Source organism: Paenibacillus sp. y28 (genome assembly GCF_037137075.1).
GTDB lineage: Bacteria > Bacillota > Bacilli > Paenibacillales > NBRC-103111 > JBBBNV01.
Genome location: NZ_JBBBNV010000047.1, coordinates 1 through 15995 on the forward strand (window position 1 = coordinate 1; position 15995 = coordinate 15995).

At 34.5% G+C, this 15995-nt stretch carries 11 protein-coding genes; 10 read left to right on the plus strand and 1 reads right to left on the minus strand.

What is annotated here, in order from left to right; translation table 11 throughout:
- Positions 1 to 285 precede the first annotated feature (285 nt).
- On the minus strand, positions 286 to 2718 hold the full coding sequence (locus WBG83_RS21360; RefSeq protein ID WP_336747401.1) for an O-antigen ligase family protein: 2433 nt from the start codon (positions 2716 to 2718) through the stop codon (positions 286 to 288).
- A gap of 291 nt (positions 2719 to 3009) precedes the next feature.
- On the opposite strand from WBG83_RS21360, the gene galU reads away from it, so the two are divergent.
- Genes galU through WBG83_RS21410 form a run of 10 tightly spaced genes read left to right on the plus strand, consistent with a single transcriptional unit; the run spans position 3010 to position 15917 of the window.
- Entirely contained in the window at positions 3010 to 3885 is an 876-nt protein-coding gene (gene galU / locus WBG83_RS21365; RefSeq protein WP_336747402.1) for a UTP--glucose-1-phosphate uridylyltransferase GalU, read from the plus strand.
- Between the two features lie 19 nt (positions 3886 to 3904).
- Positions 3905 to 4723, plus strand: coding sequence for an ABC transporter permease (locus WBG83_RS21370; RefSeq protein WP_336747403.1), 819 nt, complete (start codon positions 3905 to 3907; stop codon positions 4721 to 4723).
- Positions 4724 to 4777: 54 nt separating this feature from the next.
- Positions 4778 to 6142, plus strand: coding sequence for an ABC transporter ATP-binding protein (locus tag WBG83_RS21375; protein WP_336747404.1), 1365 nt, complete (start codon positions 4778 to 4780; stop codon positions 6140 to 6142).
- A gap of 4 nt (positions 6143 to 6146) precedes the next feature.
- Positions 6147 to 10280 (plus strand): glycosyltransferase, encoded by a 4134-nt coding sequence (locus tag WBG83_RS21380; protein WP_336747405.1) that lies wholly within the window; start codon positions 6147 to 6149, stop codon positions 10278 to 10280.
- Between the two features lie 9 nt (positions 10281 to 10289).
- On the plus strand, positions 10290 to 11441 hold the full coding sequence (locus WBG83_RS21385) for an acyltransferase family protein (protein ID WP_336747406.1): 1152 nt from the start codon (positions 10290 to 10292) through the stop codon (positions 11439 to 11441).
- Positions 11442 to 11454: 13 nt separating this feature from the next.
- Positions 11455 to 12678 (plus strand): L-2-hydroxyglutarate oxidase, encoded by a 1224-nt coding sequence (gene lhgO, locus WBG83_RS21390; RefSeq protein ID WP_336747408.1) that lies wholly within the window; start codon positions 11455 to 11457, stop codon positions 12676 to 12678.
- Positions 12665 to 13219, plus strand: a complete 555-nt coding sequence (rfbC, locus tag WBG83_RS21395) for a dTDP-4-dehydrorhamnose 3,5-epimerase (protein WP_336747409.1) — start codon at positions 12665 to 12667, stop codon at positions 13217 to 13219. The genes lhgO and rfbC overlap by 14 nt, the downstream gene beginning before the upstream one ends.
- Before the next feature lie 18 nt (positions 13220 to 13237).
- On the plus strand, positions 13238 to 14263 hold the full coding sequence (locus WBG83_RS21400; RefSeq protein ID WP_336747410.1) for an NAD-dependent epimerase/dehydratase family protein: 1026 nt from the start codon (positions 13238 to 13240) through the stop codon (positions 14261 to 14263).
- 13 nt (positions 14264 to 14276) lie between these two features.
- Positions 14277 to 15149: a dTDP-4-dehydrorhamnose reductase gene (gene rfbD, locus WBG83_RS21405; RefSeq protein WP_336747412.1), complete on the plus strand. Its 873-nt coding sequence runs from the start codon at positions 14277 to 14279 to the stop codon at positions 15147 to 15149.
- 24 nt (positions 15150 to 15173) lie between these two features.
- On the plus strand, positions 15174 to 15917 hold the full coding sequence (locus WBG83_RS21410) for a sugar phosphate nucleotidyltransferase (protein ID WP_336747414.1): 744 nt from the start codon (positions 15174 to 15176) through the stop codon (positions 15915 to 15917).
- Positions 15918 to 15995 lie beyond the last annotated feature (78 nt).

Below are 15995 nucleotides of genomic sequence, written 5' to 3' on the forward strand. Positions count from 1 at the left end.
ACAGGAACTACCTGCCAATCCATTGTAAAGGATTTTTTTGCGTCTGAATGAGATAAATACAGAAAATTATGAAGATTCAGGGAAAATTAATGCAACGCTAGTGAAAAAAGATGAAAAATAAATAAAATTGCATGAAATTGAAAAAAGAGATGAAATAATCCCTTCCTTGGTATAATGTTCGAAGATTAGCCAGTTTTTCTGTCCGCATATGTTGAAAAAAATAAAAAAACGCCTATTCCGATATTGGAATAGACGTCAAGAATAACATAAATGTTTTATTTTAATCTAAAAATTACCACTTACAATAGCCTCGACATTTTGTTTTTCAGCAGGGTCTTTGGCAATGAGCTGGTCAAATAAAGCTTGATCCAGTTTATTCTGCTTCTGCTGAGCGGCCAGCAGCCAGCGGGTTGCGGTGCGATTTAAATTCTCGTCGCTTGTGTCACGTACCCCGACAGCAAGCACTTCTTCCGCATTGGCGTAATCGCCACGAATAAATCTCATTTGGCCTAAAGCCGATGCCATATTGGCGGATACATTAAATGCACGGCCCTGGGCTTGCCCGGTCGGCAGCTTCTCCAGTTGAGACTGGCGATCAAGCACCTGTGCGTAAATATCCTCGGCTTTGTCCCAGTATCTCTTATTTGCTTCGGAATTACCGGCAGCCCGTGCTTGTTCTCCAAGCTGATAATTCAAAGCGATTAGCCGGTCGTAAAGATTGATTTCCCATGGAATAAGCTTCAGTCCCTCTTCTGCAATCTGCTCGGCTTTGATCAAATCATTCTTTTTCAGGGCCAGGCTGTATTCTTGCTCAAATACATTTCGATTAAATGGCTCATATTTCTTGGCTAAAGCCACAACCTCTTGCGCTTGTGTATAGTAGCTTTCACTTTTTGTCTGTTCGTATGCCTGCAGCAGTAGCGCACCCTTTTGCAGCAAGTAGGTCGGATTGCCGGGAGAAGCCGAGAGGGCTTTGTCCAGCGAAGCCATAATCTCGTTAAAAGGCTTTTGCTGCTGTAGCCCGGCTTGGGCCTGCTGGAACTGGCTTGTTCCGTTTATTTGCCGCAGGGAAGCGAAGATACAAATCAAGCTGACGATAACGAGAACGGCAGGATAAATTTTTTCGAAACGCATGATTTGATCCTGTGTCTTCGTTTGAACTGTGAGCGGCTTGGCGGTCGTTCCTGCAACGAGCGCGCCCAGACACAGGAACAATACGGCGCCAATATAAACAAAGCTTAAATCAAAGTCAATGGCGCTGTGCAGCAGCAGGGCGACGGATACAATGTAGAAAACAAAATGCGTTTCGCGATCCTTCGCGGATTGGGCAACATAAGACCGGATATAACGATAATAAACAGCAATCAGCAGTACGAGCAGGACCAATATTCCGACCAGGCCGACATCGAGCAGATGCTGTATAAAGAAGCTGTGCGCCTGGCGGCTTAAATACGGGTTATTCTGGTATTTCTCATAGACAGCGCCCCAGGCGCCGCCGCCGGCGCCAAACACCGGATAATCCTTAAAGGCCTTCAAGGCATCTACATAGAAGGTGCCCCGTTCCAATACACTGTGCTGTTCAAAGTTAATATTGGCAATCCGGGTATGAATATTTTCCGGTAGAACCTTCAGCACCGGTGAATTTGTTAGCACAAGGTATGCGCCGATGGCACCAAAAACAACTAGAGCGGCAGGCAGAACGAGCTGAGCGAATTTGAAACGGAGCTTGCGGCTCACGGCTTCTTCAAGCTTGATTCCTGCAAAATAATGGATTACCGTAATGAGTGCCGCCGACAGCAGCGCTGCTGCAAGAAGTGTCAACCACCCGCTGCTGGCCAGCTCGGCGTTATAGCCGCTTTGAGCGATAGTGATTCCCGGTTCAGATACTTTGTTAAGAACAATCAGCATGGTAATTCCGGTAACCGCCAAGTAAATCATCATCAGTAGCTGGCGGAACAGGCCCAGGAACGGGAGTACAAGCAGCAGTACAACAGGTATGATGACATAAGCGCCGCGGGAAAGCGTGAGCATAAATGACAGCAAAATCGGCACAAGCAGTAATGCATTCACTGCGACTATACTCAAACGGCGTGTCCGGGTAATCAGGAACGCTCCGCTGATGAGTAGCGCAATCAAATACCCGGCATATGTGTTAGGATACTGAAAGACCGAGGTGAGACGCGGGCCATTGGAATCAACCCACACCGCATTGCTATACACCTTGCTTACTTGGCCGGGAACCTCGGACCAGTTCATGATCCCGAATAAGGAAGCATCTCCGAACCAGTTCAGGAAGCCAAAGATGACAATGACATATCCTGAAGCGACAACGCCGATTTCTATCAGCTTCACACCCAGGATACTTTTGCCGAATTGAGCTGCACAGGCAAACATGGTCGCGTACAGCACATTAATAACGACCATCAGCCAAGCCATATGCGACGAAGCCGCCCCAAAAGTGGAAATAATAAACGTCAGCGGCATCAGCCAAATAAACAAACTCAGGAACGAATTTTTACTTTCAAGCTTCCACTGGTAAAATAGATTGATAGCCAGCACCAGCAGAAGCACCGAACCGAACACAAGCCAGGTTAAAATCGGCTTCTCGAACGTCATTCCGAGACCGTTAAATAGTCCGCGTTGATAGGGACTGATGAATAGAAACAGCAGCATGATTGCAAGCGAAATCCAGAACGTCATTGCGTGTTTTTCCGACACATTTCGAGCTTCCATTGTCTTACGGTTTCCGTAAACTGGTTTTTTGTGTATACTCACAGTATTGGCTCCTTTTGACAGCAAATTACGACAATAGTTTATCATAGATGAGGAGGGAAGGCCAATTGTAGAGTTATATTAAGAAGTGATGGGATTAATAATTAATTGTTTAATTATTTTTTTCAATATAATATATTAGGGTATACTTTCAAACGTAAGTAATACATTCATATACATTATAAGTTAAAATGTGAATATTTATAAAAATAGTGCTTTTTTTTGGAGGTTTTTAAAGTGAAACTACGTAAAGCAATTATTCCAGCTGCTGGTCTAGGTACTCGATTTCTTCCTGCAACAAAAGCTATGCCCAAAGAAATGCTCCCTATAGTAGATAAGCCTACTATTCAATATATTGTTGAGGAGGCTGTAGAGTCAGGAATAGAAGATATTATTATAGTAACGGGCAAAGGGAAACGTTCTATTGAGGATCATTTTGATAACTCTTTTGAATTAGAAAAAAACTTATTTGAAAAAAGGAAATTTGATCTTTTAAACGAAGTCCAAAAATCATCTAAATTAGTTGATATACATTATATAAGACAAAAAGAGCCTAAAGGGCTCGGGCACGCTATTTGGTGTGCTAGGAAATTTATAGGAAATGAGCCATTTGCTGTTCTGTTGGGTGATGATATTGTCCAATCCAGTAAACCGTGCTTGAGACAAATGATAGAAGTTTTTGATAAAGCTCGTTCATCAGTAATTGGGGTGAAAAGAGTATCTAAAGAAGAAATAACAAGATATGGTATTGTAGAATTTAAGGAGCATCTTAATACATTGTTTAAAGTTAGTAACTTAATCGAGAAACCTAACATTGGTGAAACTACTTCTGATTTGGCTATAATGGGCAGATACATTTTAACTCCTAAAATTTTTGATATTTTGCAGAAGCAAGACGTGGGGCGTGGAGGAGAAATACAGTTAACAGATGCTATAAATACACTTAATCGTACCGAACAAGTTTTTGCTTATGAATTTGATGGAACTAGGTATGATGTGGGAGAAAAATTGGGTTTCATTAAAACTACCATAGAATTTGCACTGCAAAGAAAAGATTTAAAAGAAGAATTATTTGAGTATATGAGAAATATAATCTTGAAAAATGAAGCTTAGTTTTAAGGAGAGATTGAAGGTGAATACATCAAGACAACTTATAAATAATCCATTCTCTAGTATTTGGAAAAACAGAGACTTGATAATTCAATTTGCTAAAAGAGATATTTTAACTAGATACAAGGGCTCGAACTTGGGGATGATTTGGAGTTTTCTACAGCCACTACTTATGTTGGTTGTTTATACTTTTGTTTTCAGTGTGGTATTTAAATCTAAATGGGGAGAGACAGGGACCTCCAAGACTGAATTCGCATTAATTTTGTTTTGTGGAATGGCTGCGTACAATATCTTTGCAGAAGTTATTTCGAGATCGCCTAATTTAATAAAAGATAATGCAAATTATGTCAAGAAGGTTATCTTTCCTCTTGAAATAATGCCAATTTATGTTGTAATTTCTGCAGTATTTAATGCATTAATAAGTTTCATTATTCTTGTTCTTGGGCTTATTATTTTCATGGATGTTTTCCATTGGACAATAATCTTTTTGCCATTAGTATTACTTCCGTTGGTTTTATTGACGATAGGATTATCATGGATTTTTTCTTCTCTTGGGGTATATTTGAGGGATATTAATTATTTAATTGGCATTCTTGTGTCTGCCCTTATGTTTCTAAGTCCTATTTTTTATTCTTTAAATTCGGTGCCCGAGGATTTTAGACAATTTTTTTATTTTAATCCGATAAGTTATGTTGTCGAGGATCTCAGAGGTATTTTTGTATACGGAGCTTATCCCAATTGGACATGGTTATTATCTGGTACAATTATGGGTTTCATTATAATGTTTATTGGGTACTATTGGTTTATGAAAACCAAAAAAGGTTTTTCTGATGTTTTGTAATAAATCAAACCATAGAATCGTGTAGTATTTCAACTCTCAAAGGAGTGCACTGAAATGTTTGAAGATGTAGTTATAAAAGTGGATGATGTCAGTAAATGTTTCCACATTTACAAAAATCCCCAAGATAGATTGAAACAAACTATTTTCAGAGGATATAAACAGTTTTATCACGAATACTGGGCGCTTCGCAACGTTTTTTTGGAGGTTAAAAAAGGAGAATCTGTTGGGATAGTTGGAAGAAATGGTTCCGGGAAAAGTACCTTATTGCAAATTATAGCAGGCACCTTAAACTCAACTTCGGGAACTGTAACTGTTAATGGAAGGATTGCAGCACTTTTAGAATTAGGAAGTGGATTTAATCCGGAATTTACAGGAAAAGAAAATGTTTATTTGAATGGAGCAATTCTAGGATTATCGAAAAAAGAAATTGATAATCTTTATGACGAAATTGCGGATTTTGCTGATATTGGTGATTTTATAAATCAGCCCGTTAAAACATATTCCTCTGGTATGGAAGTTCGTTTAGCTTTTGCTGTGCAAGCAGTTGTCCCTAAAGAAATTCTTATTGTTGATGAGGCGCTCGCTGTTGGAGATGAATTATTTCAGAGAAAATGTTTTGCTAAAATAGACGAATTTAAAAAAAACGGTGGCACAATTTTGTTTGTTTCACATTCTGGTGGCACTGTAATTGAATTATGTGATCGAGCAATGCTGTTGGATACAGGAGAAGAAATAATAACGGATTCCAGTAAGAAAGTGGTTAATTTATACCAAAAACTGCTATATGCTCCTAATGAAAAGAAAGCTGCAATAAAAAATGAGATAAGATTATCTAAAAAAACTAATGCAAATCAAATCCTTAAAGATAGTAGTCCAGGAACAATACTTTCTAATGAACCTAAAAAAGATTTGAAGTTAGAGGAAATGTATGATCCCTATCTTATACCTAAAGAAACTATCGAGTATGAGACAGAGGGAGTTGAGATAAGTAATCCTAGGATTTTAACAATGGACGGAAAACTAGTTAATCATTTAATATCTGGGAAAAAATATCGTTGGTGTTATGATGTAACGTTCAAAGAAGCTTGTAAAAATGTTAAATTTGGGATGCTGATTAAAACAGCAAGTGGTTTTGATTTAGGTGGAGCGGTTTCTTCCAACCTTGATGATATAGCCGAAATAGATAACGGTGAAATTGTGAAAGTAGAATTTATATTTAGACCCAGACTAGGGCCAGGGACTTATTTTTTGAATGCAGGTGTAATTGGAAAAAACAATAATAATGAAGAAACATATATTGCCCGTAAAATAGATTTAGCCGCTTTCAAAATCATGCATGATACGAAAAGTACAATGACAGCAGTCGTTGATTTCGAAATAGTACCAGAGGTAGTTCGTATTGAAGGGACGGAGGTTTAATTAAATGAAACGAGTTGTTTGTGTGCTCGGTATGCATCGAAGTGGAACATCTGCAATAACCCGTGGTATTAATTTGCTAGGAGCTTATATTGGAGAAGATTATCAACTTCTTCCTCCAAATGATGAAAATATGGAAGGATTTTGGGAACACTCAGAAATTGTTAAAGTACACGATGAAATTCTTCAGGTTTTGTCGAGTAGCTGGAATACTAGATTATCTTTACCAGATGGCTGGCAAAAGGATGAAAAAATCCAACCTTTAAAAAGGGCATTAATTAATATTGTTAAGCAAGACTTTTACAAACATGATTTATGGGTTTGGAAAGATCCTCGTACATGTTTATTATTGCCGATTTGGATTGATATTCTTGAAGAGTTAAATATAGAGCCTAGCTTCGTATTAGTTATAAGGAATCCATTAAATGTTGCTAAATCTCTGGAAAAGAGAAATGGTATGATTTTAGAGGAAGGTCTTGCAAATTGGGCGCTGCATACTCTTAATTCGTTAATTTTTACAAAGGATTATCGCAGAACTATTGTGCATTATGATGAATATGTTGAAGACTGGTATACAAACCTTCGACATATCTCAAAAATGATTGATTTGCCTTGGCCTGAGGATGAGAAATTCATAATAAAAACAATGAACGATTTCATTCGCCCAGAATTGCGACATAATAAAATAAATAATATCTCTTTAAATAAAAACCAAGCACCCGAATTTATAAATGAAATCTATGAGTATTGCTTGAAATGTTTGAAAGATGAAGAATTTTTTCAAGCAAATCAAGATGAAGAAAGAATTAGAACCATTTTAACATATTATAATCAATTTTCTAATGTTTTTAGAATTACCCCTCCAGTTAGATTTGATTTGCAATGTTTTTGGAATGAGGAGAATTCTTTTCAAGAAAATAAATCAATTATAAAAATTGGCTATGCAGATGGCTTATACCACGAATATAAATTGAATTTACCAAATTTATTTCCTATTAGATTAGATTTAACTAATATTCCTTCAATTATTTATATTAAAAGTATAGATATATATAGTAGAAATAAGATAAATAATATATTCTTAGTAGATTCATGTAATAATGCAAATGATTTCGAGGGTTTAGTTGAACTTGAAAATGTAAGCAGAGTAATGGATTTTGAAGATTATACAATTATATCTAAAACAAAAGATCCTCAGTTATTATTTAAAGGAAATCCTAACTTAGAAAGTTATCCAGAACTCACTTTCAAAATTATTATGAAAGTAATTCCTATTGCAGAAGAGATAGCCGATACTATATCCTGCGTTTCTCAAAAGTGGTTTGACATTAAAGATAAATTTGAAAAATATGATGAACAAATGAGTATACTGAGCAATTCAATCAATTATCTTACTAATGAAAACAATCATAAAGCAAATGAAATAGTAGAAAATAATCATCAAATCAATCAATTGGAAACGGAAGTTTCTGTTTTAGTAAATAAAAATGTAAGTTTAGAAAACGAATATCAAGTTCTTTCAAACAAAATTTGTGATTATATGCAAAGTTTTGAAGATTTAAATCAAAAACTAGTTGAATTAGAAAATCAATTATCAATGACATCCGATTATAATTTCGAGCTAATAAAAACAATAGGAGAGAAAGATCTTATTATCGAAAATTCTAAAGAGCACCTTCTTTTTTTTGAAGAGCAGTCCGAAAAATTAAAAGAAAATATCATCATAAAACAACAAGAAATTAAAAGAGCAGCAGGTGATATTGAACACAGAGATAATGTTATTAATAATTTAAATGATGAAATAAAATTTCTCGAAAGTCAGATTCAACTTATTAAGGATTCACAAGGTTATAAGTTTCTAAAAAAATATTATCGCTTAAGAGATAACATCTTACCTGAACATTCCAAAAGACGGACTTTATTTAAACTTGGATATAATATTGTTGTTAATAGGGGTGCACTTGGACGAATTTTTACGAAAAGTAATATAAAAAAAGGGTTATATTATTTGAAAAAGGGAAATATCTCCTCTATTATTGCAAGAATAGAACTATTTTTAAAACAAAACGAAGTTAACATTCATGTAATCCAATCCTCAAACAACTATATTGAAAAAGTTTTGCAAAATGAAAATTCTAAAATCTTTGACTTGAGCCATGATATTACTGTTGATGTAATAGTTCCTATATATGATGCATATGATTACACAAAAAAGTGTCTCGAGACTGTATACGAAAATTCTGATATGAACTACAATCTTTATTTAATAAATGATTGTAGCCCTGATCAACGAATATCCGAGTTATTAGAAGAATATGCACGGAAAGAAAAACCCAATTATATGAAAAATTTGTTTGTAATTAATAACGAAAGTAATTTAGGATTTGTAAAAAATGTCAACAAAGGAATGTCTTTGTCTCAAAACCATGTAGTATTACTTAATACAGATACAGAAGTTCCACCTGGTTGGATTAGTAGATTAATGCAACCTATACTAACTGATGAACGTATAGCTTCAGTTACACCGTTTTCCAATAGTGCAACAACATGCTCTTTCCCACGTTTTTGTGAAGATAACGATTTACCGAATCATCTAACCGTAGAACAAGTGGATTCAATGTTTAGAATATACGGTTCAAGTGAAACCATTCAATTGCCCTCGGGAGTAGGCTTTTGTATGGCAATAAATCGGCATGTACTAAACAAAGTTGGGGCATTTGACGATGAAGCCTTTGGAAAAGGTTATGGTGAAGAAAATGATTGGTGTATGAGAGCATATCATGCAGGGTATCAAAATGTTTTAGTCCAAAACTTATTTGTTTATCATAAACATGGAGTCAGTTTTAGGCAGCACAAAGATAAAGCTAGAGAGGATCGAATTGCAGAAAATTTACGAAAAGTAGAAGAGCGATATCCCGACTATGTGCCATGGGTTCATCGCTTTATTGGAGAAGATCCAATTAAGCAAGTTCGGCAGCTATTAACAAGTATTGTGTTTTCTTCGAAAAGTGGTAAGGAAGGCGTTCTTTACATTAATCATACTTTAGGTGGAGGAACGCAGCTTTATGAAGAAAAACTGATTGAAAAGAACAAAGATCAAAAAAGAAACTATACTTTCCATTTGTTTTCCGATGAAATTCAGATAGAAGATTATACTCAAGGTTTCAAGTATCGTTTTAATAAATCAATGTTAACCCAAGAAAGTTTTAAAGGAATTTTATCCATGTTTAATATAGATGTTATATATATTAATCAATTGGTTACTTTTCCGAATTTTTTAATGCAATTCATTCAAAATTCTGGACTTAAGTATACTTATTTCGTTCACGATTACTTTGCGGTTTGCCCAAGCTACAATTTAATAAATGATAAAGAAATATATTGCCATGGAGTAACTGATATTTCGATATGTCAAAAGTGTATTCAAAATAATTTAGTAACCGAACCATGGATTAATATGAGAGCCAAAGATATTGATATTCAAAAATGGAGAGAGAGCTTTTATGAATTTTTGGGTAAAGCTAGTCATATCATTGCTCCAAGTTTAAGTACAAAAGAAATCGTGCAAAAATATTATCCTAACCTAGACATTCAAGTTATTGAACATGAAATTGTAACACCTGTAAAAAATACATTTAAACATACATTTGCTGATTCGATTAATTTAAATGTTGCATTTATTGGTGCAATTGGCGAGAGCAAGGGATCACATATTATCTACGAATTAAAGGATATGATAGAAAGGAGGGATCTCCCAATTAATTTGAAGGTTATTGGTGTAACAAATATTAATCAGAATCCTTATAAAAGTGAAGATGGTAGGTTTGAAATTTACGGACGCTATGATAATGTGAATATTTCAAATATATTAGAAAAACTTGAAATATCAGTTGTAATCATTCCGGCGTTATGGCCAGAAACTTATTCATACACAACTAGTGAGGCAATGTTCTCAGGATATCCAGTGATAACGTTTAATATAGGAGCACCGGCTGAACGGGTGCAGCGTTATGACGGTGGATGGCTAGTAGATGAAATGAATAGTTTTGGAATTTATTCGGTGCTTATAAAATTATTGAGAGATAGGCAGGATATTGTTCGAAAAGCAAATAATCTCAAAGATCTGATAAAGTTTCAGTAGGAGCTAGTTATGCAAACACAAAGAAACAACGCATTCGATAATTTAAGAGGTATAGTAGTTTTATTTGTTGTTATTTATCATTTTTCTGTTTTGATGAATTTAAATATTCAGTATGTGAGCAATTTAGGTCTTCTAGGGGTTAAAATATTTTTTTTAATTAGTGGTTATTTGATTTTTGCTTCATTTCAAAAAAATGTACATCAGTATGGTCTTTTTAGAGGTACAAGAGAATATTTTATTAATCGTTTTTTTAGAATTATTCCAGCTTATTATTTTAACTTAATAGTTATCATCTTGATAGTACCATTTATTATTACTGATTATTCTTTTATTTTCTCGGTTGCTTTTCTGAAACAAATAGTTGTCCACATGTTATTTTTAGCTTACCTGGTATATAGAGATAATGGTTGGGGGCTAAACGGTTCTTACTGGACACTATCGATAGAATTGCTGTGGTATATTTTGATTCCGATTTTGTTTGTTTATTTAAATACCATTAAAAGGATATTCCTTATATTGATTTTGTCTATTTTGTATCTATTTCTCTTGGAGAATAGGAAACTAGATTTTTTAGTTGGGTTAATCAAACCTGCTGGGGAATTCAATATTAATTATGAGGATTTAATCATATATTTATCTTATCAATTACCCGGACAATTAATGTTTTTTAGTGTCGGTATTTTACTCCTGAAATTTAACAAGAAGTTAAATTTTAATATTCCTATAAATAAAGGACTTTCATTCTTTTTAATCGCGATAACTATAATTGGTTCGGTTCTACTCAGTAATATTTCTGTTAGTTCATTGACATTAAAGAATTTATATCTTGGAATAATTGCTGTTTTAGTATTTGTAATACTCATAAATATTTCTTCGAATAAATCAAATATATTGTCATGGTTAGGGAAAATATCGTATTCAGTTTATTTATGGCATTATCCAATATTGGCTATTGGTAAAAAAATTGAAATATTCAGATATGTGTCCCCACTACAATTTGCTTGTATATTCACCGTGCTTCTTTTAGTGATTTCTGGAATGTCTTATTATTTTATCGAAAAGATGGGATTAAGCATAAAGGATAGCTTTAGAAAATGGAAACAAAATCGAGCAACTGTCAAAGCTTATTCATCTTTTAAAGGGCCTAATCAATCTGCTTAAAGAGGTAATGAAAATGAAATATTACGATTATATTGTTATTGGCGCGGGTATTATTGGTTTGACAATTGCTTACGAGATTAAAAAAAGATACCCTTCTAAAAGTGTCGCAATTTTAGAGAAAGAATCGGATGTTGCATATCATTCAAGTGGTAGAAATAGTGGTGTTCTGCATGCAGGCTTCTACTATACAGCAGACAGTCTTAAAGCAAAGTTCACAAGAGATGGAAATCTGGCTATGAAGAAATATTGTGAAAAAAAGAAATTACGTATAAATAATTGTGGAAAGCTTGTTATAGCAACAAATGAAGAAGAATTAAAAGGTTTGGAAGAATTGAAGAAACGAGCAGAACTAAATGGTGTTGAACTTTTATGGATGAATGAAGAAGAGGCGAAGAAAATAGATCCAAATGTTAAAACATTTCGGAAAGCATTATACTCCCCATCTACTGCTTCGGTTGATCCTGTAGAAGTTTGTCATTCATTAAAACAGGACAACATTGAATCAGGAATTAAGTTTTATTTTAATACAGTATATTTGAAAAAAAAGAAGGATTGTATTGTTACAAATAATGGGGAATTCAAATATGACTATTTAATTAATGCGGGTGGATTATATGCAGATAAGATTGCACATGATTATGGATTTGGACATAAATACACTATCATTCCATTCAAAGGTATATACTTGAAATATGATAAAAATAAGACTGATATATCCACTAATATCTATCCAGTTCCTAATTTGAAAAATCCCTTTTTAGGGGTTCATTTTACCAAGACGGTAGACAAATCAATTAAAATTGGCCCTACTGCTATACCAGCATTTTGGCGTGAAAATTATGTGGGGCTTAATAGATTTAAATTAAATGAATTTTTGCAAATTCTCTATTATGAAGCAAAATTATTTATGAAAAATTCGTTTAATTTTAGAAATTTGGCTTTCGAGGAAATAAAGAAGTATAATAAATCTAATTTTATTGGTTTATCTTTGAAAATGGTTAATTCGGTGGATAAGAATGGATTTGGTCAGTTTCTTAGGCCAGGAATTCGAGCTCAATTGTTGAACAAAGAAACACTAGAATTAGTTCAAGATTTTGTATTAGAGGGTGATGCCAAAACTCTACATGTGTTAAATGCTGTTTCACCCGCCTTTACTTGTTCAATACCATTTTCTAAATATGTAGTTGACGAAATTAGTAAATTACAAAAGGGAGGAATCGACATTGAAACTGCTTGAGACAAAGTTATCTGGAGTCTATATTCTTGAACCAAAAGTATTTGGAGACCATCGTGGTTTTTTTATGGAAAGTTATAATGAAAAGGTTTTTTCTGAATTGGGGTTAAATTACAATCTAATTCAAGATAATCAATCATTATCAGCTCAGGCTGGAACTATTCGTGGTTTGCATTACCAATTGAACCCCAAAGCTCAAACCAAAATTGTAAGGGCTCTGACAGGTGCAATATATGATGTTGTTGTTGATATTCGAAAGGGTTCACCGACTTTTGGTGAGTGGATCGGAGTCATCTTGAGTGAAGAAAATAAACGACAAATTATAGTTCCAAAAGGATTCGCACATGGTATATGCACATTGGTAGCGAATACACAAATCATGTATAAAGTTGATGAATATTATTCACCTGAGCATGACCGAGGTATCCTATGGAAAGATCCTGAATTAGGTATAGACTGGCCAATTTCTACACCTATACTTTCAGATAAAGACAAAAATCAGCCTACTTTAAAACAAGCAGAGATTAATTTCGATTATAACTAAATTGGGGAGCGATTTAATATGAAAACAATACTTGTAACAGGTGCAGGCGGTTATATTGGTAGTGTTTTGGTTCCAAAATTACTAGGAAAAGGTTATCGAGTTAAAGCGTTGGACCGATTTTTCTTTGGACAGGATAAATTAGAGTTGCATGAAAATCTGAAAATTATTCAGGATGATACAAGAAGAATAAAAGATGAATATTTTGCTGATGTCGATGCCGTTATTGATTTAGTAGCAATTTCAAATGACCCAAGTGGTGAATTACTCCAAGAGGCGACATATCAAATTAATCAAATCTCTCGGGTTAATACGGCATATTTGGCTAAAAAGAACGGAGTTAAGACATATATTCTCCCATCTTCTTGTAGTATTTATGGATTTGTAGATAATAATATTATTGTTAATGAAGATTCTCCGACTAATCCATTAACAACTTATGCAAAAGCAAATGAAAAAGCAGAATTGGGCGTATTACCTCTTGCTGACTCTTCATTTACTGTCGTTGTTATGAGGCAAGCAACGGTTTATGGATACTCGCCAAGAATGAGATTTGATTTGGCTATTAATGGAATGACGCTAGGAGCTTATAAAACAGGTGTAATTCCATTGATGCGAGATGGATCTCAATGGAGACCTTTTGTGCATGTACAGGATACTACTGATGTAATGTGCATGCTGCTAGAAGCGGAAAAAGAAAAGATAAATGGCCAAATTTTCAATATCGGATCTGAAGCTAATAATTATCAATTAGGTCCACTTGCTGATGAAGTAGCAAAAGCGCTTCCAAAAAAGGTCGAAATTGAATGGTATGGCGATCCAGACCATCGCTCGTATCGTGTTAGCTTTAACAAAATTGAACAAACTTTGAATTGGCAAGCAAAATGGACAGCTGCAGACGGGGCTTTAGAAATATATGATGCGTTGATTTCCGGAAAATTGGAAAATATGGAGCAGTCCATAACATTGAATTGGTACAAAGAACTTATTAAATGGCATGGGATTATTAAAAAAATTGAAATGTATGACGGAATTATTGATCTGTAAAGGAAGGCTTAAAATGAAGAAAATTTTGTTACTGGGTGCAAATGGACAACTTGGTACTGATTTAAATTTAATTTTTTCTGAAGTTAGAGATGTACAATTAATTAACGCTTACAGATCAGATATTGATATGGAATTTCCCGAACAGGTATCACCTTATTTGGAAAAAAGAGGTGATTTTGATGTTGTTATAAATTGTACCTCCTATCATAAAACTGACGAGTGCGAGGATTTTCCTTTAAAAGCATTTTCTATTAATAGCGCATCTGTAGCAGAATTGGCTAAATATTGTAATAAAAATAATAAAGTTCTTTTCCACATTAGCACGGATTATGTATTTAGTGGGAAGAAGGATATCCCATATTCTGAGATTGATAGAGAAGAGCCCTTAAGTGTATATGGAAATTCTAAATTAGCAGGAGAACATTTTATTCAATCATATCACGACAAATATTTTATTTTTAGAGTATCCTCACTTTTTGGACAAGCAGGTGCGAGCGGAAAAGGCGGAAATTTTGTCGAAACTATGATTAAATTGGCTAAAGAAGGAAAGCCCTTGAAGGTAGTAAGTGATCAAATAATGTCACCTACTCATACACTAGATATTGCGCGAGCCTTATGTGATTTCATCGTAAAGGATGTTAATCAATACGGGATTTACAATTGTTCAGGCGAAGGTCAATGTAGCTGGTATGATTTTGCGAGAGAGATATTTTTGAAAACAAATATGGATGTTGAATTATCTCCTGTATTATCTAATGAATATAAAACAAAAGCACGACGGCCAAAATACAGTGTATTAGATAATCGGAAGATAAATCAATTTTATCCAATGCCTCTTTGGCAAGAAGCATTAGAAGAATATTTGCTCTTAAAAGGTCACATATAGTGGGAAATTCAGGAGGGATGTAGAATGAAAGGAATTATTCTAGCGGGGGGTACAGGGACAAGATTATATCCCTTAACGAAAGTAACAAACAAGCATTTATTACCTGTTGGAAAATATCCGATGATTTATCATGGAATTCATAAACTGCTTGAAGCGGAGATTCATGACATTTTAATTATCACAGGAAAAGATCATATGGGGGATGTTGTTAATCTCTTAGGAAGTGGTAAAGAATTTGGAGCAACCTTTACTTATAAGGTTCAAGATGAGGCAGGCGGGATCGCTCAGGCATTAGGAATGGCGGAGGGATTTGCAGCAGGAGAGCGCATGGTCGTTATTTTGGGTGACAATGTATTCTCAGATAATATTAAACCTTATGTTGATAATTATTTGAAACAAGAATCTGGTGCAAAACTATTAATTAAAGAAGTACACGACCCTGAACGATACGGAGTGCCTGAACTTCAAGGGAATAAAATTATTGGAATAGAGGAAAAACCTTCAAATCCTAAAAGTTCGTATGCAGTAACAGGAATTTATATGTTTGATAGCTATGTATTTGAGGTTATTAAAACATTAAAACCATCAGTACGAGGAGAGTTGGAGATAACCGATGTAAATAACGCTTATGTGAAATTAAATCGGTTAAGCTATGATTTTTTGCAAGGTTGGTGGACTGATGCAGGAACACATGCTTCTTTAACTCGAGCGAATGAATATGCCAAGGAGATTTTATTTGACGAGAGATTTGGAAAGCTTAAGATTTGATCTGGACAGTGAAAAGTTCTCAAGCTTAAGAAGCCCATGAATCTGCGTCAGTAGAGGGCGAATCTTGCTTGGAACGAA

Coding starts and splice junctions, on each gene's coding strand:
- WBG83_RS21375 (WP_336747404.1), top strand. CDS start 4,778: ATGTTTGAAGATGTAGTTATAAAAGTGGATGATGTCAGTAAATGTTTC.
- WBG83_RS21380 (WP_336747405.1), top strand. CDS start 6,147: ATGAAACGAGTTGTTTGTGTGCTCGGTATGCATCGAAGTGGAACATCT.
- WBG83_RS21385 (WP_336747406.1), top strand. CDS start 10,290: ATGCAAACACAAAGAAACAACGCATTCGATAATTTAAGAGGTATAGTA.
- lhgO (WP_336747408.1), top strand. CDS start 11,455: ATGAAATATTACGATTATATTGTTATTGGCGCGGGTATTATTGGTTTG.
- WBG83_RS21400 (WP_336747410.1), top strand. CDS start 13,238: ATGAAAACAATACTTGTAACAGGTGCAGGCGGTTATATTGGTAGTGTT.
- rfbD (WP_336747412.1), top strand. CDS start 14,277: ATGAAGAAAATTTTGTTACTGGGTGCAAATGGACAACTTGGTACTGAT.
- WBG83_RS21410 (WP_336747414.1), top strand. CDS start 15,174: ATGAAAGGAATTATTCTAGCGGGGGGTACAGGGACAAGATTATATCCC.